Genomic DNA, 22,681 nt, shown 5'->3' with positions numbered 1-22,681 from the left:
CCTATTTTTGTTGTTCATCGAGATATATGGAAGATTTTAATAGCTGGAAGGATTTATTAAACCCGGAGTTTTACATTAAAATGGGAGGGTTTTGGCTTATTTTGTTTATTGTTTTTGCTGAAACAGGTCTTTTTGTAGGATTTTTTCTTCCTGGAGACTCTTTATTGTTCGTTTCGGGGATTTATGCCGTTGAAATTATCAAAGAGACATTTGGCTCCACGGCGAGTGATTTCTTAGATACTACTATTTTGGCAACCGGAGTTGCATTAGCTGCAATTATAGGAAATGAAGTAGGATATTATTTTGGAAGAAAAGCAGGCCCTGCCTTGTATAAAAGACCGGATACAATGCTTTTTAAGAAGAAATATCTGTATCAGGCTCATGACTTCTTTGAAAAGCATGGAGCATTAGCCATTATTATGGCCAGGTTTTTACCTGTTGTGAGAACCTTTACACCCATTGTTGCAGGTATTGTAAAAATGGACAAAAAAGAATTCTTACGAGATAATGTTATTGGTGCTGTTTTATGGTCATTCATTTTGATCTTTGCAGGACATTATCTTGACAAATTATTCATGGAACAGTTTGGAATCAATTTGAAAGAAAAACTGGAGTACATTATCATTATTATTGTACTGGTAACCACACTTCCTGTGATTGTCAAGTTTGTTTTCGGGAAAAAAGAGGATCTTTCTTCCAAGTATGACAACAAAGATTTTGAATAGTAAACAAACGATATACTCAATACATAACCTGCTTCTTTAGCAGGTTATTTTTTTATCCATTCCAGAATATTCGGATAAATAATACTGTCTCTTTTTCTTTTGCTGAAAAACCGGGGTGCATGACCTGTTTTTTTCATAAAAACCAATTTATGAGGAACATTCATGGTGGTAAGTGCAGAATCCATGGCGAGACCCTGATGCGGATTGACTAAAAAATCATTATTCCCCTGGAAAAGTAAGGTAGGAACCCTGGTGATATTGGCTATTGGGCTGGCTTCTTTAAAAGCTTCGGAAACATTTTTTCTGTCGAACTTAGCTCCCACCACTTTTTGAAAGGTAGGAGAAGTATATTTGGAATAAAAAGAATTAAGATATTCAGGACTGTAAAAATCTGTGGGACCGCTTAAGGAAATGATTTTCCTGATCTGATCAGGATGCTGATATCCGTATAGCAAAGAGAGATGCCCGCCGGCACTTTCTCCAAGTAAAACATAATTGTTGGGAAGAAGCTCCGCTTTTTCTGCTAAAGAATTAAATCTATCAATAACAGATCCGATATCTTCGAGCTGCTGTTTATATGTAATTTTTTTTCGTTTAGAAGCCAGTCGGTAGTTCATATTGATACTTGGAATTTTATTTTTAAAAAGCATCTTTTGAACCTGTATCATGTGTTCCTTTTTTCCTAACGTCCAGGCACCCCCATGAACAATAAGAACAACAGGGGAATCCTGGGCATAATCTTTGGGAAGAAAAATATCCATTTTCTGCCTTTTATGCTCTCCGTATTGTAAATTATAGATTTTCTGCTGGCCTCCCTGACCTACCCAAACCCTGAATCTGGTATTACATGAGTGGAATATAAAGCTTATACATCCTAAAACAAAGAAATGATATCTGAGGACTAGCTTTTTCATACATCAAATGTAAGAAAAATATGACGATTTGCAGACCGTTCTGAATAATTCCCGTTCAGCTTTTTTCAGCTAATTCTTTTAATTTTTGATTCATCATATTGAAGCCGGCGGCTGTACTGTCAAAATTAAAAAACGGAACCAGGAAGCCTGAAAATTGTTCTGACTGGATCAACCGGGTGGTGCCGTTTTTATGATCAATCAGTTCAAAATGATGTTCACCATCAAATACTCCCTTGAACAACAGTTTTCCCAACCATTTTAATTCTTTATTTTCTTTTTTGGATAAAACGACAGGTTTGAAAACCATTCCTTTTCCTCCCTTTGGTTCAATGGTAACCTGTATTTGATTACCTTCTTCTACAGATCCCTGGATACTGGTAATAAAGGGATTCCAGGTCGGGTAGTCCTGAAAATTGGTTAATATTTTCCATATTTTTTCAGGGCTGGCATGAATGGTAATTTCTGTTTCTATTTTCTTTGACATGATAAAATGATTTTTATGCAGGCAAAGTTCGGTGAGAATACTAAAAATCCACTTGACAAAAATCAAAGATTTCCTGTAGCAATTTTATTTCTTATCCTGCTGAAAGTCTCAGAGGTCATCCCAAGCATTGAGGCGATATACTGCAAAGGAATTTGATTGAATAATTGAGGGTTTTCATTAAAAAAACATAAGTATCTTTCTTCAGCCGTCATTGATAAATGACCGTAAACTCTTGTTTCAATAGTAGTGAAACAGTGGATAATGAAGGCTTTTTCCAAGATATGCCATTGAGGAACCCGGCTCTGTAGTTTTTCGTAGTCAGTTTTATCGATGGTGTATAATTCTGTATCCGTAAGAGCTTGAATAGTCCATCTTGCAGGAATATCAGACATAAAACTGGAAAGATCCGTTACAAAATATCCCTGAGTGGAAATCCATTGTGTGATCTCTTTTTTTTCAGTTTCACAAAAGATCCTTAAAAATCCCGACCTGATAAAACTTAATTTTGTGCTTTTCTTCCCCGACTTCAGGAAAAAATCATTCTTTTTAAGAACTTCCGGTTTGAAAAAAGAAACGATTGTTTTTAAATCATCAGCATCAATATTAGTAAAATATGAAGTAAGGCTATGTTCAAGATCAATATTTATGTTGCTCATGGTTGAGGGGATTCTAAGTTTTCAGCATATCGGTACAGAGAACTATTGTATCTGGGGAGATGTTGGGATAATGCTTTTAAAGCTAAAGATAATGCCTCTTTGTTTTCGCCTGCGGAATAGAGGGAAAGGGCTAAAAAAGAATCGATGGCATCATTCAATTCATCAGAATAATTTGCTTTTTCTTCTCTTAAAATATGGATGCTTTCCTCTATTTTTCCATTATTTCTTAATGTACTTGCCAACTGAATTCTTGCTCTTCTTCTTCGTAAACCTGATAATCCGAGACTCAATGCAGATCGGTATAATGGTTCAGCTTCCTTTTCATGTCCTGTTGAGTCAAAAGCACACGCCATTTCAAAATGGGGGATAGCCTGTGAACCTGAAAATAATACTGTATGATCTTTGATCTGTTGAATGAATTCTTCATTGCTTATTTTTCCAAATTTCAGCCAGATAGACTGTAATTGGGTTTCCCAGTTGGCTTGGTCATTCATTTTTATAACAATTTAAACAAAGATATAAAATGTTGAAAAAGATGCACGCCTTTATGATTTTGTTTATTCTTAAAATTATTGTCCTATTATGAATAAGGAAACGGAATTAAATAATTATTTTTGCTGGACTTAACAAATATTAAAAAAATATTAAAATATGGCTTCAGGCTTTTTTGCAATTTTAGATGATATTGCAGCATTGATGGATGATGTAGCAGTTACCAGTAAAATAGCTACACAGAAAACTGCAGGTATTTTAGGAGATGACCTGGCTGTAAATGCTGAAAAAGCTACAGGCTTTCTTTCCTCGAGGGAGCTTCCGGTTTTATGGGCTATTACCAAAGGTTCATTTATTAATAAACTGATTATTTTGCCTATCGTTTTTTTACTCAATTGGTTGTATGCTCCGGCTATTAATTATGTATTGATCCTTGGAGGATTCTATCTGGCCTTTGAAGGAGTTGAAAAAATAATAGAATTTCTTTTTCATCGTGACAAAAAGGGTCATGAAGTAATAGAGGAAATTGTAGATGACGAAAAAAGTTCTGAAGAAATAGAAAAAGTGAAAGTAAAATCGGCAATTACAACGGATTTTATTTTATCAATCGAGATCGTTATTATTGCTTTAGGAACAGTATTAGAAGAAAGCCATCCTTTCATTACGCAGATTTTAGTAACGAGCTTGGTTGCGTTTATTGCTACTGTTGGAGTTTATGGAATTGTAGCTTTGATTGTAAGAATGGATGATGCAGGGTTTAAATTAATAAAAAAAAGTAATGATAAAGGTTTTTTCGGGAAACTTGGGCATGTATTAGTAAAGGCGTTACCTATTGTTATTAAAATATTAGGAGTAGTCGGAACAATTGCTTTAATAATGGTTGCAGGTGGAATTTTTCTACATAGAGTAGAATTTTTTCATGGCATACTTCCAACTTGGCCGGATGTTTTGAAAGAGCTTACTCTTGGAATTGTAGGAGGACTGGGTGCTGTAGCCCTATTCACTATAGGTAAGGGAATATATTCTTTAGCTACTAAAAAATAAAAGCCAATTAAGATATTATAAAAATCCTGTACTGAAATAGTACAGGATTTTATTTTTTATATTGACTTGATCAGCTCCGTTATGGGCGGTGTAGTGAAAAAAAGAGACCCTGAGGCCTCTCTATATTAATTGAATAGATCTTTCACTTTATCAAAAAAAGTTTTTTCCTTACCGGATGGTTCTGCAACCATTTCTCCGCTGGACATCTGCTTCTCAAAGAAATCTTTCTGTTCCTTGGTCAGCTTCTGTGGTGTCCAAACATTGATGTGAATAAACATATCACCTTTTCCATAGCTGTCGATGCTTGGAAGACCTTTTCCTGCCAGTCTTAAGATCTTTCCGGACTGTGTTCCCGGATCTACGGTAATCTTCACTTTGCCTCCTACAGTAGGAATCTCTCTCTTGGTTCCCAGTGCAGCTTCTGCAAATGATACATACAGTTCCTGGTGAAGGTTGTCACCTTCTCTCTTGATCGTTGCATCTACTTCTTCCTCTACAATAACCAGTAAGTCACCCGGAATTCCTCCAAATGGAGCATCATTTCCTTTCCCTCTTACATTAAGCTGGATACCATCTCTGGCACCGGCCGGAATATTAATAGTGATTTCTTCTTCATCTTTGATAAGCCCCTGTGCATTAGCGCCTGCAGGAATTTTATCTGCAACTTTCCCGATTCCCTGGCAGGTACCACAGGTAGCCTGTGTCTGCATCTGACCGAACATCGTGTTCATTATTTTTACCTGAACACCGGAACCATTACAGGTAGGACATGTTTTTGAAGTAGCACCTTCTGCTACTTTCATTTTTTTAACTTTAATGGTTTTTTGGGTACCGTTCACCATTTCTTCAAGGTTCAGCTTGATTCTGATTCTTAAATTAGAACCTTTCACCTGCTGGCGTCCTCCGCCGCCGCCTCCGAAACCTCCGAAGCCACCTCCGAAAATATCTCCAAACTGGCTGAAAATATCCTCCATATTCATTCCGCCTCCGAAGCCTCCGCCTCCGAAACCACCATTTCCACCTACTCCGGCATGACCGAACTGGTCATATCTGGCACGTTTCTGGTCGTCGCTTAACACCTCATAGGCTTCAGCAGCTTCTTTAAATTTTTCCTCAGCCTCTTTATCTCCTGGATTTTTATCCGGGTGAAATTTGATGGCCATTTTTCGGTATGCTTTCTTTATTTCGTCGGCTGATGAAGATTTGCTGATCTCCAGAACCTCGTAGTAATCTCTTTTTGACATGACTTTCTATATCTATAATTGATGATTGATAAATGATAAAAGATATTTAAAATTTAGTAATAAAAGTATAGCTACCTATCAATTACCACTCATCATTTACCGTTTATACTATTAGTTTCCTGTTACTACTTTTGCAAAACGAATTACTTTATCACTTAAAGTATATCCTGTTTCAATAACGTCTACAATTTTCCCTTTTAAATCTTCTGATGGAGCAGGGATTTGAGTAATAGCTTCATGGAAGTCTACATTGAAGCTGTCTCCGGCTTTTACCTCGATTGCTTTTAATCCTTTTTCTACAAGTCTGTTTTTGAATTTCTGATAGATAAGTTCAACGCCTTGTAAATCAGATGGGTTTCCGTTTTTAGCAATTTCTTTTAATGCTCTTTCAAAATCATCTAATACTCCCAGCATAGATACCATCATATCCTGATTGGCATATTGGAAGAATTCCATCTTCTCTTTAGATGTTCTTTTTTTATAGTTTTCAAACTCAGCATACAATCTGATGTAACGGTCCTTCTCTTCTGCCAAAAGTTCCTCAGCAGAAGGAGTAGCTGTCACATTGTCCTCAGATACGGCTTCGTTCTGAATATTGTTTTCTCCTTGATTATTGATGCTTTCTTCGTTAATATCCTGGTTTTCCATAATTCAATATTTATTTACAGATTGTTTGACAAAGATTCTGCCAAATCAAAAAATCAGGACATTAAGGCAGAAAAAGAAAAGCATTGTTGCTGATGAAAAAAGAGGGACGTTGTGAAGCAAAATAGGCTGTTGACAATCCTTAATGTGATGGTTCAACAGCCTATTTGAAATTATTGTGTTCGTTCATTATTCACGTTTCTATTCTCCAGCAAACGTCTGATACAGTAAATAAAGGTTTAGAATAATGATAATGATAGAGATGATCCACACACATACTTTAAGAAAAGGTTTGTTGACAAATTCACCCATCTTAGCTTTATCATTGGTAAACATTACCAAAGGGACTACTGCAAAACTAAGCTGCATAGAAAGGATAACCTGGCTTAGTACCAACAAATCTGTTGTTCCCTGTTCCCCGTAAAGAATAGCGACAATTAAGGCCGGGATAACAGCAATAAGTCTTGTGATAAGCCTTCTTAGCCATGGTTTTAATCTGATATTTAAAAAACCTTCCATTACAATCTGGCCCGCCAGGGTTCCGGTAAGGGTTGAATTCTGTCCTGAAGCAAGCAGGGCAATAGCAAAGGCGATACTTGCCATGGAAGCTCCTAAAATAGGGGTCAGCATTTTATAGGCATCATGGATGTCAGCAATATGTTCGTTCCCTGTAGTATGGAATGTTGCTGCTGCAAGAATAAGGATAGCAGCATTGATGAAAAAAGCAAGCATAAGGGATACTGTACTGTCTAAAGTGGCAAATTTTATCGCTTCTTTTTTCCCTTCTCTATCCCGGGTGTAATCCCTGGTCTGCACAATACTGCTGTGGAGATATAAATTGTGAGGCATAACGGTAGCTCCCAAAATTCCGATGGCAATATAGAGCATTGCCGGATTTTGGATAATTTCTTTCTGCGGTACCAGGCCGCCAAGGATCTCATTAAAAGCAGGTTTGGATATAACAATTTCATAAACAAAACAGGACAGGATGATAAATATAAGCCCGCCTACAATGCTTTCTATCCAGCGGAATCCTTTTGCCTGAAGCAAAAGAATAATCAAAACATCAACCGTTGTAATAACAATCCCCCAGGTCAAAGGAATATGAAATAAAAGATTTAAGGCAATGGCAGAACCTATCACCTCGGCGAGGTCACAGGCTGCAATGGCTATTTCACAAAAAATCCAGAGTATAAAGTTGGTCGTAGGATTGAAATGGTCTCTGCAGGCCTGTGCAAGATCCCTTTCTGCTACAACTCCCAGTTTTACGGATAAATGCTGTAACACCATGGCGAAAATATTGGAAATAAGGATGACGGAAAGTAAGGTGTATCCAAATTGAGCACCTCCGGCAATATCTGTAGCCCAGTTTCCGGGATCCATATATCCCACAGCAATCATAAGACCCGGGCCTGCAAAAGCCAGATATTTTCTCCAGAACGATGCATTTTTAGGAATCTTAATAGAGGAATAAACCTCTGGTAATGAGTGTAGGGTTTTATCTTTACGCCAGGCGTTTTTTAAGTTGAAATTCATAAATGTTAGAAATGACTAACAAATTTAATTAAATAAATATAAATGAGGAAATCAAAGGACAAAAAAATCCCGGAAATTGCTTTCCGGGATTAAATTTGTATTGAATCTAAAGATTATTTTGCAAATCTTACAGACATTTTTCTGTCAGCAGCTCTCTCAGCATCAGAAGCTTTAGCATCTACTGTAGCAAATTTACTTCCGTAACCTTCTGCTCCAAGTACTTGTGCTCCAACTCCTGCTTTAGCCAAAGCAGTTTTGATATAGTCAGCTCTTGCCTGAGATAGTTTTACATTAGAAGCTTCGTTTCCTGTTTTATCAGTATATCCCCCGATTTTAACTTTAGCATCCGGGAAAGCTTTTAAAATAGCAACAAGGTTATCTAATTGTCCTTGTGAACCTGCTTCTAAGTTTGTAGAACTTCCCATTTTAAAATTAACATGGTCAAAGTCATACCACTTATCTTTCAATGCAGCATCATCCGCTGCATTTTTATAACCGCCAGATTTCAGGAATGAAATCATCTGATCTTCAAGACCTCCTTTGTAACCTTTTAGCATTACTCCGTTCAGGTCAATGTTTTCATCTGTTTTAACAGTAGCCGGAGCAGGGGTTGCTGTTCCAGTCGTAGCTGCTGTATCCACAGTAGTACCAGTTGCTGTTGAATCAGACGCAGCTGTAGTGGTCGTTGTCGTCTGTTTTTTCTCGCACTGTTTCCATAAGAAATATCCGGCTGCAATTAATAATAAAAGCGGAAGCAACCATTTCCAGATTGAGCCACCGCCTTCATTGTTATTGTTATTATTGTTAAATTGCTCTCTTACCTCTCTTGCTCCTTCAGAAACACTTTCTCTGGCTGTAGCAACACCTTCGGCGATGTTGTCCTTAGCAGTAGAAGTTACTGATGAAACGGTTTCTTTAGCCTGGCCAAACCAATTTTCAGCACCTAAACCAAAAGAAGCTAAAGAAAGACCTGCTGGCAGTAAAGAAGAGATAATGCCTTTCTGATCATTCAATAAACTGGAAATCCCCGAAGCTCCAAGGTTATTATCTGTTGCATATTTCCCAACAGTACCTACTGTAGCTCCTGTTACCAGATTTAATAGGGAACCTGCAGTATTATTGCTGACTCCTGAAAAACTGGCAATGGAATTTACAAGTCCACCCACCTTATCTCCAAAAAGAGAAGATAATAAGCTGGTAATAATAGGATTACTGGATGATCCACCCAATAAATTTCCTAATATGCCGCTTGAAGAGGCCTTCGTTATTGCATCCAATACACCAGGATTGTCTGCATTATTGGCTAATCCGCCTACTACGGCAGGCAATAAACCACCAATTGCTTTAGAAATACCGGATTCACTTTCTCCAAACTGCGATGCAGCCTGCGAAACCAAAGCGGGACCTAATTGTCCTTTAATTAAATCAATGACATTTAAAGACATAATAATAAATTTTTTTGGATTAATGTTGTGATAAATTTAAACAAAAATCCGTCCAAAAGTCACTTTTTTTTGAATATTTCTTTAGAAATTAATGATTTTTTTTGAAATTATTAAAATTTTTAATAAGCTTTTGCGAATAATACACGTCTCTTAGAAGGTTTTCCTGAGATCATAGAAACCCCTTCTTCCACATCATCATCCAAAGGAATACATCTGATGGTAGCTTTAGTTTCGTCCTTGATCTGCTCTTCTTCTTCTGCAGTACCGTCCCAATGTGCATAAATGAAACCTCCTTTTTCTTCTAAAACTTTTTTAAACTCTTCATAAGTATCTACTTGAGTGATATTCTCTTTTCTGAAGTTTAAAGCTTTCGTATAAAGATCTTCCTGTATAGTCTTTAATAATTCTTCGATATAAGAATCTAACCCTTCAATAGAGTGTGACTGCTTAGTAAGGTTGTCTCTTCTTGCAATTTCTACAGATTTGTTTTCTAGATCTTTTGGCCCTATTGCTATTCTTACAGGAACACCTTTCAATTCGTATTCTGCAAATTTCCAGCCCGGTTTATTCTGAGTGTCATTGTCAAATTTCACAGAGATACCTTTGGCTTTTAGTTTAGCCTGGATATCTAAAGCCACTTCACTAATCTGGTTCAGCTGTTCGTCTCCTTTGAAAATAGGTACAATAACCACCTGGATAGGGGCCAGAGTTGGAGGCAATACCAATCCGAAATCATCAGAGTGAGTCATGATCAACGCTCCCATTAAACGGGTTGAAGTTCCCCATGAAGTAGCCCATGCATGTTCTATTTTTCCTTCTTTGTTGGTGAATTTTACATCAAATGCTTTTGCGAAATTCTGACCCAGGAAGTGAGAGGTTCCTGCCTGAAGAGCTTTTCCATCCTGCATTAATGCTTCAATACAATAGGTTTCATCTGCTCCTGCAAATCTTTCAGATGGTGTTTTTAAACCTCTTACAACCGGCATAGCCATGAATTTCTCAGCGAAGTCTGCATATACATCGTTCATTTTTTCAGCTTCTTCTACAGCTTCATCTTTGGTAGCATGAGCCGTGTGTCCTTCCTGCCATAAAAACTCTGCAGTTCTAAGGAATAAACGGGTTCTCATTTCCCAACGTACAACATTCGCCCACTGGTTAATCAGTATCGGTAAATCTCTGTAAGATTGAATCCAGTTTTTATAGGTATTCCAGATAATCGCTTCAGAAGTAGGACGTACAATAAGCTCTTCTTCAAGCTTAGCATCAGGATCTACAATCAGTTTGTGCGGATTATTTGGATCTGTTTTTAATCTGTAATGGGTAACTACGGCACATTCTTTTGCAAAACCTTCCGCATTCTTTTCCTCTGCCTCGAACAAGCTTTTGGGCACAAAAAGCGGGAAATATGCATTAACGTGACCTGTTTCTTTGAATCTTTTATCCATTTCATCACGCATTTTTTCCCAGATTGCATAGCCATATGGTTTGATCACCATACATCCACGCACTCCTGAATTTTCAGCTAAATCAGCTTTTACAACCAACTCATTATACCATTTGCTGTAATCTTCGCTTCTTGAGGTTAATTTTGCCATTATTTTTTAAAATTTTTTTAACTTTTGTACATTATTGTTATCTAAAAATAAAAATCTATTTTTGATAGATTTATTTACCAGTCTTTTGGTACATTTTTGGTACAGATTGCAAATATAATTTAATTTAAAAATTTTTACGTTATCATGAAAAGAAATATACATAAAAATTTGCTTGGCCTGCTTAAATCTAAAGGGATTTTAGCCGTTTCAGGCGGATTATTGCTTATGTCTTGTGGTGCTCAGATGGGAGGGTATAGCGAGACAGACGGGGTTTATTATGACCCTAACAAGGATACGCTGCCGGAAGGAGTGATCATTAATGGTAGCGGAAACAGAGTAGGCGAATATTATGACTACTATCAGGATTCTAACGTGATTCAGAATGCACAGGAGAATTCAAGAGACCAACAAAATAAATATAACGAATGGAGTGGTACGAATCCAAGCTGGAATACCAATGCAACAGATTCCGATTGGGGAATGTATGCAGGCTCTCAAACCAACTATTATGACAACTCATGGGGATATGGATCTCCTTGGGGCTGGTACGGTGGCTATAGCCCATATTGGGGCTGGAACCGTGGCTGGGGTTGGAATATGGGATTGTCCTGGGGATGGGGCGGATCTTTCGGCTGGGGCTGGGGAGGCTCTATTGGCTGGGGAAGTCCTTACTGGGGCGGATATTATGATCCATTCTGGGGTGGATACTATGGTAACCCATATTGGGGCTATGGAGGAGGCTACTGGGGTGGTGGTTACTACAACAGACCGGCATACAGAAGAAGTGGTGCTGATGGAAGAGGATTCGTTGGTAATCCGGGGGTAACCAATAATGTTTACAGACCAAGTAACACAGGAGGATTCAGAAACGGCAGTAACAATGGTTTCAGAGATTCCAATACTAATGGAGGCTTCAGACAGGGAAATACCGGAGGTTTCAGAGGTTCTAATACCAATGGAGGATTCCGACAAGGAAATACCGGAGGCTTCAGAGATTCTAATACTAATGGTGGATTCAGACAAGGAAATTCTGGAGGATTCCGTAATTCTTCTCCACAACCAAGACCTGAATATAATCAACAACCAAGATATAATAACAGCGGAGGTTTCAGATCTAATGATTCCGGAGGCTTCAGATCAAGTGGTGGTTTCAATTCCGGAGGCGGTGGCTTCAGAGGTGGATCTGGCGGCGGAGGCGGCATGAGATCCGGAGGTAGCGGAGGCTTCAGATAATTTTCAAATTAAAATAAACTATTAATAAATAATGTTAAAAAAATCTTTAGTATTAATGAGTGTTTCTGCGGCTTTCTTTGCGCAGGCACAGGATGTTTCCGTGATAAGGAATACTGTAGATGTTTATTCCAGTTCTCCTATGGTGGGATCGGCTAAGTTTAATGGGATGGCAGGTGCTAATGGAGCATTGGGAGGTGATGCCAACTCGTTGCTTACCAACCCCGCAGGTTTAGGAGTTGCTATTTCCGGAGAAATTTCAGGAACTTTATCTGTTGCCGGTAATAAAAACAGCAGTACTTGGGCAGGTTCTACCTTAGACTATAACAAAACCAAGACTGATCTTGGAAATGTGGGAGGTGTTATTGCTTTTCCATTGATGACCGAAACAGCATGGAAATTTATCAACATAGGGATCAACTATTCCAATCAGTCTCTTGATAATTATGTAGAATCGGCTGGGAATAATAAAATGATTTATGATTTTGATACGGATAAAAGTTCAGCATTTGCAGGACACGCTTACAACCGATATGGTCATTTATCAAAAATGAGTTTTGGGGTTGGAGCGAATTATAATCATAGCTTCTATGTTGGAGCAGGTCTTAACTTTTTGAGTACATCAATCGATCAGTATGATACAGCAGCTTTCCAATCTATTCAAAATAAATCTATGGAATATTTCAGTAAGCAGAATACTCCATATTTTGAAAGATCTTCAGGGTTTTCTGCTTCATTAGGGGTAATAGGGAAGCTAAGTCCTAATTTCAGAGTGGGAGCAGCTTTGGAAACACCTACTTTCTGGACTATTGACAGAGATTATAATTATTATAACGATGCCAATACAGGAGATGGAATAGGGTATGAGAACAGAAAGCTTACTACACCGCTTAAGGCAACAGTAAGTGCTGCATTCGTAGCCAATAAGAATTTTTCATTGAACGTAGATTATACACTAGGACTTACAAAACCTGATTATAAAGTGTATGGATCAGCGGAAAGAGAACTGAACGATTTCTTTAAGGATAATTACAAAAACTTATCAGAGCTTAGACTGGGGGCTGAATACAGAGTACAGCAATTCAGACTGAGAGGAGGTTATTCTTATATTTCCAGTCCTATGGATGCTATTGCTATCAGCAGTTATAATGATGCCGGTATTGCCCAGGACAATCAGTCATACAGTAATCTTATGTTGAGTGACAGAAATCTTATTTCATTCGGTATAGGATATGATTTCAAATCATTCTATATTGATGCTTCTTACCAGAATATAACATCAAAGTACAATAATCCTTTCTTGAGAGGAGTGCTTTCAGATCAGGTAGATTCTGCTTATTATTCTCCATCGAATATTGTAAGCAGCGATGCTTATGCAGTTTCCAATGTGAAAAATACCAGAAATAATTTCTTCCTTACTTTGGGATGGAAATTCTAAGTTTCTGAACATATACATAAAAAGCTCCGAAGAATATTCGGAGCTTTTTTATTTTTTAAAAGTATATATTAATGCGGATGCTGGTGGAAGATATGCATAAAAAGCGCCAGTGAAACCCCCAGGACTACCAGTCCTATTTTTACCCAGTCTATATTGTGGTTCTTATTGCTCTCGAAAATAATCACTGAGGAAATATGAAGGAAAATCCCTCCTACGATAGCCAGAAAATAAGGCTGCAGATTTGGGTTGAAATAATTTCCTAATAACATTCCCATAGGTGAAGCGAGTGCAAAAAGAGCGACAATCAGTAAAGAAGGATATGATGATTTACTTTTTGACTCTTCATGCCTGTTGAACAAAAATGCTCCCAGAATAAAAGAGATCGGTAGATTGTGAAATACAATCCCTAGTAAGTAAGGTGACAATTCATGTTCTTCATTGGCAAGAGGGATTCCCTCTATAAAGGCATGAATAAATAGCCCTACCATTAAAGCAACAGGAAGTATATTGTGTTCGCTGTGGTGATGAAAATGTCCGTGTTCAAAACCTTTGGTTAATGCTTCCAGAATCATCTGCAAAAGAACACCTGCAATCACAAATATTCCAAGATTGTTGCTTTCTGATGAGGTATAAACCTGTGGAAAGACTTCATTCAGGCATATCGTAATCAAAAAACCGGCACTTAAGATCAAAAGATTTTTAGCCAGTTTTTCTTTTTTGCCAAAGTGTTTTCCCAGAAATACTCCTGCAATTACACTTAAAATCAGTAAAAGTACTGTGGTCATTATTTTTTCTTAAATAAATTGATACAACGTGGGGAACTTTCTCTATCAAATTCATTCAGCTGGTAATCTCCCCAGATTTTTATTCTTTCAAAGCCACATTCAGAAGCATAAGTATTAATAGCTTCTAATGTGTGGAGCTTTACTTTTTCAAAGAAATGAAAAGGCTTATCATCTGCTTCAAAACGAATATCTTTAATCACATGCCTGCCTTCTATTTTTTTCAGAATCTTAAAATCAATGTCACCCCTTGTGATTATGGTCTCAGGAACTATATTTTTTCTTACATATTCTTCATTAAGATAATCCAGTACAAAATAACCTCCCGGTTTTAAAGCATTGTATACAGACTGAAAAACTTTTTTATCATCATTTTCATTATCAAAATAGCCAAAACTTGTAAATAAATTGAAAACAGCATCCATAGGATCTGCATCAATAGGATTTCTCATATCGTGAACATCAAAAACCAGTGTCTGATTTTCAAATTGTTTATCAGATTCAATACTCTGTCTGGACAGGTCGAGCCCTAAAACATCATATCCCAGTTTGTTCAGAAAAACGGAGTGTCTTCCCTTGCCGCAAGCAAGATCTATAATTTTTGAATTAGGCGGCAGCTGAAGGTCCGCAGTAAGCTTTGTAATGAAGTTTTCGGCTTCAGTATAGTCTCTGTTGCTATAAAGCAAATGATAATAAGGGGTATCAAACCAAGATTCAAACCATTCCATAATGCAAAAATAACTAAATTTGTGCGGTTAAAAGCAAAGTATTTTACAACATTAAAAGATTGAAAAATTCAATTGATCAATACGTTGGATAGCTAATCTTTTAATTATTAAACCTTTATACTTTTAATTTTTACTTATGGACACAGAAAATATAAAAATTCAGATAAAAACATTCTTCGGACTTGAGCAGATTCTGGCGGAAGAAATCAAGAAATTAGGGGGAAGAAATGTCGAAATTAAAAACAGAGCGGTAAATTGTGAAGGAGATCTAGGTTTTCTTTATAAAGTTAATTACTCAGCAAGAACAGCATTAAAAATCTTAGTGCCGATTCATGAGTTTAAGGCTTTTAACCAGCATCAGTTTTATGACAGGCTTTTTAAATTTCCATGGGAAGACTTTTTGAGTGTTGACCAGTCTTTTGCTATTGATTCAACAGTGAATTCTGAAACATTTAAGCATTCACAGTTTGTGACATTAAAAATGAAGGATGCTATTGTAGATTATTTTCAGGATAAATTCAAGAGACGTCCTAATGTAGAAACAAGAAATCCGGATATTAAATTCCATCTTCATATTGACAGAGAATTGGTAATGATTTCACTGGATTCTTCAGGAGATCCTTTATTTAAGAGAGGATACAGAAGAGAGCAGGGAGAAGCGCCTATTAATGAAGTCCTTGCCAGCGGGATGCTTCAGCTTGCCGGCTGGAATGGGAAAGGTAACTTCCTTGATCCTATGTGTGGTTCGGGAACATTACTGATTGAGGCTGCTATGATTGCGCTGGACCTTCCGGCACAGATCTTCAGAAGAGGATTTGCTTTCCAAAACTGGAAGAATTATGATGCTGATCTGTTTTCGAAAATTAAAGAGTTCAGAATTAACAGAGTGAAACAGTTCGATGGAAAAATTGTAGGATATGATATTGATGGCAAAATGCTGAATGCTGCCAAAGCAAATATTGATGCGGCGGAAATGGAAGATGTGATTGAGATCAAAAAACAGAACTTCTTTGATTCCAAGAAAGAACTTTTCCCATTACTGATGGTATTTAACCCTCCTTATGATGAAAGAATCTCTATCAATGACGATGATTTCTACAAAAAAATAGGGGATACCTTTAAAACAAACTATCCGAATACATTAGCATGGTTAATTTCATCCGATTTGGAAGCTGTTAAAAAAATAGGGCTGCGTCCTTCCAGAAAGATTAAACTTTTCAATGGAAAACTGGAAACCAGATTTTTACAGTATGAGATGTATGAAGGAACTAAAAAGATCCACAAATTTGAAAATCAATAAATATTTTATAGACCCTTCCTGTTATGGAAGGGTTTTTGCTTTTAGATATTCAAAATTTTGTTTAACCTTTAAGTTAATCTATGTCCTGGAATATTTTTGAAATAATAGGTGTTGTTTTTGATGCGCTGGAGTTGTTGGGAGGTTCGTCGACTTCCAATGAGAAGGGTCATCAACCTCCAAAAAAGTGAAGATCCAAATACAGACTAGAGTGGATAAGTATTGGCCTTGCTTGCATAGGCTTCGTATTATTGTTCTTTGTTCTTAAAAACCCGAGACCCTTTCAATATTCTTTACATGTATGGGTTATTACTATTTTAATTGGATTTTTGATTTCATCAGTCTGTTGTTTTGCACTCTATATTCTTGGATTGTTTTATTTCAGAAGCTTATTTTCTATGTTTTTTTTCTGCTGCTGTTTACTTTTTCTTTCAACAGCTTTAGTCATATGTTTATATTTTAATTCCGGTTTGTTTTTTTAATACCATCTTATTTTTTGAAAAAATAAGAATCTGTTGTTTGTTTTGTGTTTTTACTTACTATTGTTTGGTTTATTTATTTCTTTTTGATAAAATAGTGTATGATTTTGATAATTTATCATTAATGATTTACTGGGTCTTATTTTACATTTGAAATAAACAATTGTATTATGAAAAAAATTAGTTTAGTATCTCTATGTATTTTATTGATGAGCATGCTCAGTATTGTTTCATGTAATTCTGATCGTTTGGAAGATTCAACAACTTCAAAAGGTCAATCTTTATCAGCCAGAGGAGATTTGAATTCCAAAGTTGCTGCTTTTGGAAAGAATCCTCTTTCTGTTATGTATGTTGAGGTGAATAACAATGATATCCGGGAAGTAGGTAAATATAAACTGGCGGATGGAAGGCAGCTTTTTGATGTGGCCATTATTTTTGCTGCCAACATCAACTATAATACTTCTACTCAGAAGGCCTATTTGCATTTTAATGATCAGGTTACCAATGTACTTACTAATAAAAATACCTATATAAAACCTCTGCAGGATAAAGGAATTAAAGTCATGTTATCAATTCTAGGCAACCACCAGGGAGCTGGATTTGCCAATTTTCCGACTCAGGCTGCAGCTCAGGCTTTTGCTCAGGAATTAGCTGATGCTGTGAATACTTATGGCTTGGATGGTATTGACTTTGATGATGAATACGCCAATTATGGGGCTAATGGAACTGCTCAGCCTAATCAGTCTTCATTTGTTTATCTGGTGACAGCGCTTAGGGATATACTTCCCACAAAGATTATTTCTTTTTACAATATTGGCCCTTCCGCGAGCAATCTTTCTTATAATGGGGTAACGGTTGGATCGAAAGTAGATTATGCCTGGAATCCTTATTACAGTACATATTCTGCTCCTAATATACCGGGTTTGGATAGTGCTCATAAAGGTGCTGCTGCAGTGAATGTAAATCCGGGAACTTCTTCTTTTACAAGTAGTTCTACCGCTACAAACTTTGCACAGAGAACTAAGAATGATGGGTATGGTGTTTTTCTGTATTATGATTTGGGTGCTACCAATATAGCTTCCTATTTTTCGGGTGCTACCAATGTGCTATATGGACAAAATACGGTGTATGGAGACGGAACAACGCCAATAGGCGGAATTACTTCCGGAGCTACCTATCAGTTGGTTTCTGCAACGAATGGTACTAGTGTATTGGACGTTTTGAATGCAGGGACAACAGACGGAACAAAAGTTCAGCTTTGGGCTTCTAATAGTAATACCGCCCAAAAATGGAAAATTACTGATGTGGGTGGAGGATACTACAAGCTACAGCCGCTTAATGCTCCTACAAAATCTTTAGATGTATCCAATTCCGGTACAGCTAATGGAACTCAGGTACAAATATATACAGATAATGGAACGAATGCCCAAAAATGGAAAATAACATCGCTGGGAAATGATTATTATAGTCTGTCTCCCGCTCATGCACCAGGTGCTAATCTTGATGTTAATAATGGCTCTGCAGCCAATGGAACAAAAATCCAGATTTGGGCAGCCAATACCGGCAATGCCCAAAAATGGAAATTAGTAAAATTATAGTTTCTATTTAAAGAACAGATTTCAAATTGAAATTTGTTCTTTTTTTTGAAAGGATCTTTTAATAGTATAGTTCTCATTTATTTAAAATGTCAATTTAATGTATTAAAATCAACAAACGAAGGGAATTACTACCTCGGGAGCCCGTGATTAAAATGCTGTCTAAAAGCATGATGGTGTTAATTTCGGTGAATACCTGTTAAACTGTTTGTGAATTCCTTTATGAATGGTTAATTTTGACAAATTTTCAATTTGAAACCTAGTATTTCCATTATTGTTGCTATTTACAACCGAAAAGACGAGCTTTTTGAGTTGCTGACCTCCCTTACCCAACAGACGGATAAAGAGTTTGAAATTATTATTGTGGATGATGGCTCTGTGATAGACCTGAAACCTACGATACATCATTTTGACGAAGTTCTGGATATTAAATATTTCAGAAAGGATAATTCCGGACCGGGACTGACAAGGAATTACGGATCAGCAAGAGCCGCCAATGAATGGTTGGTTTTTGTAGACAGTGACGTAATCGTTGAGAAGGATTACATTGAGCATATTAAAAAAGATATCGTTAGTATTCCTTGTGATGCATTTGGTGGGGCAGATAAAGCACATAAAGGTTTTAATCTGATGCAGAAAGCTATTTCATACTCTATGACTTCTGTTTTTACAACAGGAGGAATCAGGGGCAGTAAAAAAGCGGTTTCAAAATTTCAGCCCAGAAGTTTTAATATGGGCGTAAGAAAGGCGGTTTTTGAAAAAGTAGGCGGATTTTCAGAAATGAGAATAGGAGAGGATCCCGATTTGTCAATGACACTTTGGGAAAATGGTTTTACTACAGCTTTTTTTGATGATATTGCGGTGTATCACAAACGGAGAGTGGATTTTGGAAAATTTTCCAAACAGGTCTATCAATTCGGTTGTGCAAGGCCTATTCTTAATCAAAGACATCCTGATTATGTGAAGATCTCTTTTGCTTTTCCAACGCTATTTATGCTGGGATATATAATGGGATTTCTGGAATATTTTGTGCTGGGAAGAGGAATTATCCTTGCTTTTTATGGGCTGTATACCTTTTTGGTACTTTTCCATGCCTTGCTTCTTACTAAAAATATAAGTATTGCCGGTATGGCAGTTATATCCACTTATATTCAGATGTTTTCTTACGGCTACGGCTTCCTGAAATCCTGGGTTTTACTGAATATTTTTAAGATGAAACCGGAGGATGCTTTTCCTCATCATTACCATAAAAAATAAAAGCTGCCAAAACCGGCAGCTTTTATAACAATAAATTTAGAGTATAGGAATGTTTTCATGGGTAAGAACACCTACTTTAAGCATGCATTCTTTCATTTTTTGGTATGTTCGTTTTATGTCGTGGTCCAAACCGATGGAGAATCTGATCAGACCATCAGAAATTCCTATGGAAGCACGCTCTTCTTCCGGAATTTCAGAAGAAGTAGATTTTCCGGAACATGAGAATAAGGTTTTATAAAACCCTAAACTTACGGCCAGATAGCCCAGATTTTCTGTCTGCATCATTTCCATCAGCTCATTGGCTTTTTCGGTAGTTCCGGCATCCAGCGTCAATAACCCTCCATATCCGTATTCTTCATGAATCATACTTTTCATTAATTCATGGTTTTTATGAGATTCTAACCCCGGATAAGATATTTTCAATCCGTCTTTTTCAAATCTTTCGGCAAGATACATTGCATTGTAGCTGTGCTGTTTCATTCTGATGTGCAGGGTTCTCAGGTTTTTTAAGATACTGGCAGATCTGAAACTGTCCATAGTAGGACCAAGAAGCATGCAAGCTCCTGAGTTTACATTTTTTGTATCGTTAATGAACTCCTGAGTTCCACAATAGACACCACCTACAGTATCACTGCTTCCATTAATGAATTTCGTTAAACTATGGATCACGATATCCGCACCAAGTGATGTTGGAGAAATGGAAAGAGGTGAAAAAGTATTGTCGACAATCAGTTTTAAATTATGTTTTTTACAGATTTCCGAAAGCTTTCTAAGATCTGCCACTTCAAGAAGCGGGTTGCTTACACTTTCACAGTAAATGACTTTAGTATTAGGTCGTATGGCATTTTCTATAGACTCGAAATTTCCGATATCTACAAAGGATGTTTCAATATGGTAAGGTGGCAGAAAGTTTTTAAGAAACGCGTATGTTCCACCATAAATTGTTCTGCTGGAAATAATATGATCTCCACCTTTGCATACCTGCATCAGAACAGAAGTAATAGCACCCATTCCGGAAGCTGTTACATTGGCGGATTCTGTATTTTCCAATTTGGCAAGTGCCTGAGCCAGATAAAGATTCATTGGAGAGGAATGTCTTGAGTACAGATAACATCCTTCCGCATTTCCTTCAAAAGTATCAAACATTGTTTTTGCGGAAAGGAAAGTATAAGTAGAGCTGTCTGAAATAGAAGGATTCACTCCCCCGAATTCACCAAAATACTGAAGATCCTGTATTTCATTGGCTGCATTGAAATTTTCCATAAGCGTTGTTTTTATTTTATGGAACCAAATTGCATCATTTTCATAATTATTACAACATAAATTTGAATTTATAGAATATAAAACTGCGATTGTTTGTTTATTTAGAAAATATATTTAGTATCTTCGGAGATATTAAATTTTGACCAAAAATTTATCTATGGAACTTGACGAAACTGACAAAAAACTGCTCCTGTTTTTACAGGAAGACTGTAAACAAACTACCAAAGAACTGTCTGGCAAGCTTGGATTATCTGTAACAGCTGTTTATGAGCGTGTGAAAAAGCTGGAAAATGCAGGTGTTATTTCCAAATATGTAGCTTTACTGGACAGGAATAAGATCCACCGGAATTTTATTGTGCTGTGCCATGTAAAGTTAATACAGCACAAAAAAGAATTTGTATTGCAGTTTGAGAAAGAAGTGATGAATCTTGAAGAAGTTACAGAATGTTTTCATGTAAGTGGAGACTACGACTATATCCTTAAGATAGGAGTGAGAGACATAGAAGACTACCGTAGTTTTATGCTGACAAAACTGACGACGCTTCAGCACATAGCAAGTACGCACAGCTCGTTTATGATTTCTGAAGTAAAAAATACAACAGCTATTATTCTGTAAAAGGCAGTATATTAATTGTCTGTTTCATCTTATGATTAACCACTATTTGTAATTATACCAGGACTCCATTTTTAGATGCGATAGGATCTGGCAGATCAGTTTCACCGGTCATTTGAAGCAGGTCTATTTCTATAGTTCTGCAGATGGAAAGCATAGGGACATCAAACATAAGTCCGGCAAAAGGGTTTTCAGAATAGTCTCCTACCAGTTCCATAATAATATAAATCCAGCCAATGGTGATACAGAAAGGGATGGAAGTCCAGATGCCCCAGTCTCCCAGTTTGGCAAATTCATTCACTAACCCAAGAGGGAGTAGCATGATAAACAGAATGTTGAAGACAAATGCGGTACTGGCAAACTGTCTTGGGGATGGGAATTTCTTGATTCTTTCCGCTTGCCCCTGGAAACCATAGAATTCATTCAAACAGGTTTGTAGTTGTACCTGATTGAAGTCTGTGATGGCATTCATGTTTTTAAGCTCATTAATATCCTTGGCTTGCTGAGAAACCAGATAGGTAGCAAAGTTTTTATATTTACTCTTAAGATCGTATTCTTCTTCGGAAAGATATTTATGGAGGAAAATGGGAGCTCTCCCATAATCCGGAAATCCTGCTTTGATTAGTCTGTTTCTCCTTAAATTAATTCTTCCGAATTTATTTTCAGCACTAATGTGTTCCCATTCTGTAGGGATTAAAAGCTGTTCACGGAAAGTATATAACCATGCAATATGGCGGTAAATGATTCTTTTTTTTCGGTCTTCCAGATCAAAGACCCCTATTTCTTCGTTTTTAGTACCAAAGGCCTGTATCATTGAAGCAAATGACCGGCTGGAATTCACGATTCCACCCCATATCTTTCTGGCCTCCCAAAGTCTGTCGTAGGCCTGGTTGTTTTTAAATCCAACTAAAAAAGCCTCTGCGGTACCGATTACTGCAACCGGAACCCAAGGAATAGTCATCCATTGCCAATTGAAGAAATAGAATAGAACTGTAATCAGTGTGCACCAGATAGAAATTAAGATGAGTGGAGTGCCTGATAGATTAAGAACCTGTTTATAGTTAACGTATTTTGTAGTGATCATAAAGAAGAATGTGTTTTTGGTGTGCAGACAAAATGAATACCAAACTGCAATAGAGTTTTATTGTAAAGTGTCTGTCAGTAATGATTTTTTAGTTTTTCTTGGTTACAATGGTCTGGGATTTAGATGGATAATCTT

General features: G+C 37.0%; 21 protein-coding genes. 8 read left to right on the top strand and 13 right to left on the bottom strand.

The features are described 5' to 3' along the window. Positions 1–26 precede the first annotated feature (26 nt). Complete coding sequence (locus tag B8967_RS11025) at positions 27–725, top strand: DedA family protein (RefSeq protein ID WP_084086129.1); 699 nt, start codon at positions 27–29, stop codon at positions 723–725. Positions 726–769: 44 nt separating this feature from the next. Here B8967_RS11025 and B8967_RS11020 read toward each other — a convergent pair whose 3' ends face one another. The 4 genes from B8967_RS11020 to B8967_RS11005 all read right to left on the bottom strand — a co-directional run bounded on the left by B8967_RS11020 (position 770) and on the right by B8967_RS11005 (position 3,273). Further along, positions 770–1,639, bottom strand: coding sequence for an alpha/beta hydrolase (locus tag B8967_RS11020; RefSeq protein ID WP_084086128.1), 870 nt, complete (start codon positions 1,637–1,639; stop codon positions 770–772). A 55-nt stretch (positions 1,640–1,694) separates the two neighbouring features. Next, positions 1,695–2,123, bottom strand: coding sequence for an SRPBCC domain-containing protein (locus B8967_RS11015; protein WP_084086127.1), 429 nt, complete (start codon positions 2,121–2,123; stop codon positions 1,695–1,697). 62 nt (positions 2,124–2,185) lie between these two features. Continuing rightward, positions 2,186–2,779 (bottom strand): Crp/Fnr family transcriptional regulator, encoded by a 594-nt coding sequence (locus B8967_RS11010; protein WP_081989198.1) that lies wholly within the window; start codon positions 2,777–2,779, stop codon positions 2,186–2,188. Continuing rightward, positions 2,776–3,273 (bottom strand): tetratricopeptide repeat protein, encoded by a 498-nt coding sequence (locus B8967_RS11005; protein WP_084086126.1) that lies wholly within the window; start codon positions 3,271–3,273, stop codon positions 2,776–2,778. Before B8967_RS11005 ends, B8967_RS11010 begins: the two co-directional genes overlap by 4 nt. 157 nt (positions 3,274–3,430) lie before the next feature. Here B8967_RS11005 and B8967_RS11000 point away from each other — a divergent pair, with 157 nt between their 5' ends. Beyond that, positions 3,431–4,315: a DUF808 domain-containing protein gene (locus B8967_RS11000; protein ID WP_084086125.1), complete on the top strand. Its 885-nt coding sequence runs from the start codon at positions 3,431–3,433 to the stop codon at positions 4,313–4,315. 125 nt (positions 4,316–4,440) lie between these two features. Here the strand turns inward: B8967_RS11000 and dnaJ are convergent, their stop codons facing one another. From dnaJ to proS, 5 genes are all read right to left on the bottom strand, one after another. Beyond that, positions 4,441–5,559 carry a molecular chaperone DnaJ gene (gene dnaJ, locus B8967_RS10995; protein WP_084086124.1) on the bottom strand — a complete coding sequence of 373 codons (1,119 nt, stop codon included), beginning with the start codon at positions 5,557–5,559 and terminating at the stop codon, positions 4,441–4,443. A gap of 111 nt (positions 5,560–5,670) precedes the next feature. Beyond that, a complete protein-coding gene (locus tag B8967_RS10990; protein ID WP_047494254.1) occupies positions 5,671–6,207 on the bottom strand; it encodes a nucleotide exchange factor GrpE in 537 nt (178 codons plus the stop codon). A gap of 198 nt (positions 6,208–6,405) precedes the next feature. Further along, a complete protein-coding gene (locus B8967_RS10985) occupies positions 6,406–7,740 on the bottom strand; it encodes an Nramp family divalent metal transporter (RefSeq protein WP_047494252.1) in 1,335 nt (444 codons plus the stop codon). A gap of 113 nt (positions 7,741–7,853) precedes the next feature. Continuing rightward, positions 7,854–9,185: an OmpA family protein gene (locus B8967_RS10980; protein ID WP_084086123.1), complete on the bottom strand. Its 1,332-nt coding sequence runs from the start codon at positions 9,183–9,185 to the stop codon at positions 7,854–7,856. Positions 9,186–9,304: 119 nt separating this feature from the next. Continuing rightward, complete coding sequence (gene proS, locus B8967_RS10975; protein ID WP_047494246.1) at positions 9,305–10,780, bottom strand: proline--tRNA ligase; 1,476 nt, start codon at positions 10,778–10,780, stop codon at positions 9,305–9,307. Positions 10,781–10,924: 144 nt separating this feature from the next. On the opposite strand from proS, the gene B8967_RS10970 reads away from it, so the two are divergent. Then, on the top strand, positions 10,925–12,013 hold the full coding sequence (locus B8967_RS10970; protein WP_047494243.1) for a hypothetical protein: 1,089 nt from the start codon (positions 10,925–10,927) through the stop codon (positions 12,011–12,013). Positions 12,014–12,068: 55 nt separating this feature from the next. Next, the gene (locus B8967_RS10965; protein WP_228406127.1) at positions 12,069–13,448 is read left to right on the top strand and encodes an OmpP1/FadL family transporter; all 1,380 of its coding nucleotides are present in this window, start codon (positions 12,069–12,071) and stop codon (positions 13,446–13,448) included. Between the two features lie 68 nt (positions 13,449–13,516). Here the strand turns inward: B8967_RS10965 and B8967_RS10960 are convergent, their stop codons facing one another. Both B8967_RS10960 and B8967_RS10955 read right to left on the bottom strand, forming a co-directional pair. Continuing rightward, entirely contained in the window at positions 13,517–14,233 is a 717-nt protein-coding gene (locus B8967_RS10960; RefSeq protein ID WP_047494237.1) for a ZIP family metal transporter, read from the bottom strand. Continuing rightward, complete coding sequence (locus B8967_RS10955) at positions 14,233–14,958, bottom strand: class I SAM-dependent DNA methyltransferase (protein WP_084086121.1); 726 nt, start codon at positions 14,956–14,958, stop codon at positions 14,233–14,235. The genes B8967_RS10960 and B8967_RS10955 overlap by 1 nt, the downstream gene beginning before the upstream one ends. Positions 14,959–15,094: 136 nt before the next feature. Here B8967_RS10955 and B8967_RS10950 point away from each other — a divergent pair, with 136 nt between their 5' ends. From B8967_RS10950 to B8967_RS10940, 3 genes are all read left to right on the top strand, one after another. After that, positions 15,095–16,258, top strand: coding sequence for a THUMP domain-containing class I SAM-dependent RNA methyltransferase (locus B8967_RS10950; protein ID WP_084086120.1), 1,164 nt, complete (start codon positions 15,095–15,097; stop codon positions 16,256–16,258). A gap of 646 nt (positions 16,259–16,904) precedes the next feature. After that, positions 16,905–18,332 carry an endo-beta-N-acetylglucosaminidase H gene (locus B8967_RS10945; RefSeq protein WP_084086119.1) on the top strand — a complete coding sequence of 476 codons (1,428 nt, stop codon included), beginning with the start codon at positions 16,905–16,907 and terminating at the stop codon, positions 18,330–18,332. Between the two features lie 249 nt (positions 18,333–18,581). Then, positions 18,582–19,586: a glycosyltransferase family 2 protein gene (locus B8967_RS10940; RefSeq protein WP_084086118.1), complete on the top strand. Its 1,005-nt coding sequence runs from the start codon at positions 18,582–18,584 to the stop codon at positions 19,584–19,586. Positions 19,587–19,622: 36 nt separating this feature from the next. Here the strand turns inward: B8967_RS10940 and B8967_RS10935 are convergent, their stop codons facing one another. Next, on the bottom strand, positions 19,623–20,849 hold the full coding sequence (locus tag B8967_RS10935; protein WP_084086117.1) for an aminotransferase class I/II-fold pyridoxal phosphate-dependent enzyme: 1,227 nt from the start codon (positions 20,847–20,849) through the stop codon (positions 19,623–19,625). Positions 20,850–21,006: 157 nt separating this feature from the next. On the opposite strand from B8967_RS10935, the gene B8967_RS10930 reads away from it, so the two are divergent. Then, entirely contained in the window at positions 21,007–21,465 is a 459-nt protein-coding gene (locus B8967_RS10930) for an Lrp/AsnC family transcriptional regulator (RefSeq protein WP_047494219.1), read from the top strand. Positions 21,466–21,517: 52 nt separating this feature from the next. Here the strand turns inward: B8967_RS10930 and B8967_RS10925 are convergent, their stop codons facing one another. Further along, a complete protein-coding gene (locus B8967_RS10925; protein WP_084086116.1) occupies positions 21,518–22,546 on the bottom strand; it encodes a bestrophin family protein in 1,029 nt (342 codons plus the stop codon). Between the last annotated feature and the right edge of the window lie 135 nt (positions 22,547–22,681).

The sequence above is a fragment of the Chryseobacterium sp. YR221 genome (assembly GCF_900176315.1).
Taxonomy (GTDB): domain Bacteria; phylum Bacteroidota; class Bacteroidia; order Flavobacteriales; family Weeksellaceae; genus Chryseobacterium; species Chryseobacterium rhizosphaerae.
The sequence above is the reverse complement of the archived record's forward strand: the minus strand, read 5'-3'. Positions and strand labels throughout refer to the sequence as shown.

Coding starts and splice junctions, on each gene's coding strand:
- B8967_RS11025 (WP_084086129.1), top strand. CDS start 27: ATGGAAGATTTTAATAGCTGGAAGGATTTATTAAACCCGGAGTTTTAC.
- B8967_RS11020 (WP_084086128.1), bottom strand. CDS start 1,639: ATGAAAAAGCTAGTCCTCAGATATCATTTCTTTGTTTTAGGATGTATA.
- B8967_RS11015 (WP_084086127.1), bottom strand. CDS start 2,123: ATGTCAAAGAAAATAGAAACAGAAATTACCATTCATGCCAGCCCTGAA.
- B8967_RS11010 (WP_081989198.1), bottom strand. CDS start 2,779: ATGAGCAACATAAATATTGATCTTGAACATAGCCTTACTTCATATTTT.
- B8967_RS11005 (WP_084086126.1), bottom strand. CDS start 3,273: ATGAATGACCAAGCCAACTGGGAAACCCAATTACAGTCTATCTGGCTG.
- B8967_RS11000 (WP_084086125.1), top strand. CDS start 3,431: ATGGCTTCAGGCTTTTTTGCAATTTTAGATGATATTGCAGCATTGATG.
- dnaJ (WP_084086124.1), bottom strand. CDS start 5,559: ATGTCAAAAAGAGATTACTACGAGGTTCTGGAGATCAGCAAATCTTCA.
- B8967_RS10990 (WP_047494254.1), bottom strand. CDS start 6,207: ATGGAAAACCAGGATATTAACGAAGAAAGCATCAATAATCAAGGAGAA.
- B8967_RS10985 (WP_047494252.1), bottom strand. CDS start 7,740: ATGAATTTCAACTTAAAAAACGCCTGGCGTAAAGATAAAACCCTACAC.
- B8967_RS10980 (WP_084086123.1), bottom strand. CDS start 9,185: ATGTCTTTAAATGTCATTGATTTAATTAAAGGACAATTAGGTCCCGCT.
- proS (WP_047494246.1), bottom strand. CDS start 10,780: ATGGCAAAATTAACCTCAAGAAGCGAAGATTACAGCAAATGGTATAAT.
- B8967_RS10970 (WP_047494243.1), top strand. CDS start 10,925: ATGAAAAGAAATATACATAAAAATTTGCTTGGCCTGCTTAAATCTAAA.
- B8967_RS10965 (WP_228406127.1), top strand. CDS start 12,069: ATGAGTGTTTCTGCGGCTTTCTTTGCGCAGGCACAGGATGTTTCCGTG.
- B8967_RS10960 (WP_047494237.1), bottom strand. CDS start 14,233: ATGACCACAGTACTTTTACTGATTTTAAGTGTAATTGCAGGAGTATTT.
- B8967_RS10955 (WP_084086121.1), bottom strand. CDS start 14,958: ATGGAATGGTTTGAATCTTGGTTTGATACCCCTTATTATCATTTGCTT.
- B8967_RS10950 (WP_084086120.1), top strand. CDS start 15,095: ATGGACACAGAAAATATAAAAATTCAGATAAAAACATTCTTCGGACTT.
- B8967_RS10945 (WP_084086119.1), top strand. CDS start 16,905: ATGAAAAAAATTAGTTTAGTATCTCTATGTATTTTATTGATGAGCATG.
- B8967_RS10935 (WP_084086117.1), bottom strand. CDS start 20,849: ATGGAAAATTTCAATGCAGCCAATGAAATACAGGATCTTCAGTATTTT.
- B8967_RS10930 (WP_047494219.1), top strand. CDS start 21,007: ATGGAACTTGACGAAACTGACAAAAAACTGCTCCTGTTTTTACAGGAA.
- B8967_RS10925 (WP_084086116.1), bottom strand. CDS start 22,546: ATGATCACTACAAAATACGTTAACTATAAACAGGTTCTTAATCTATCA.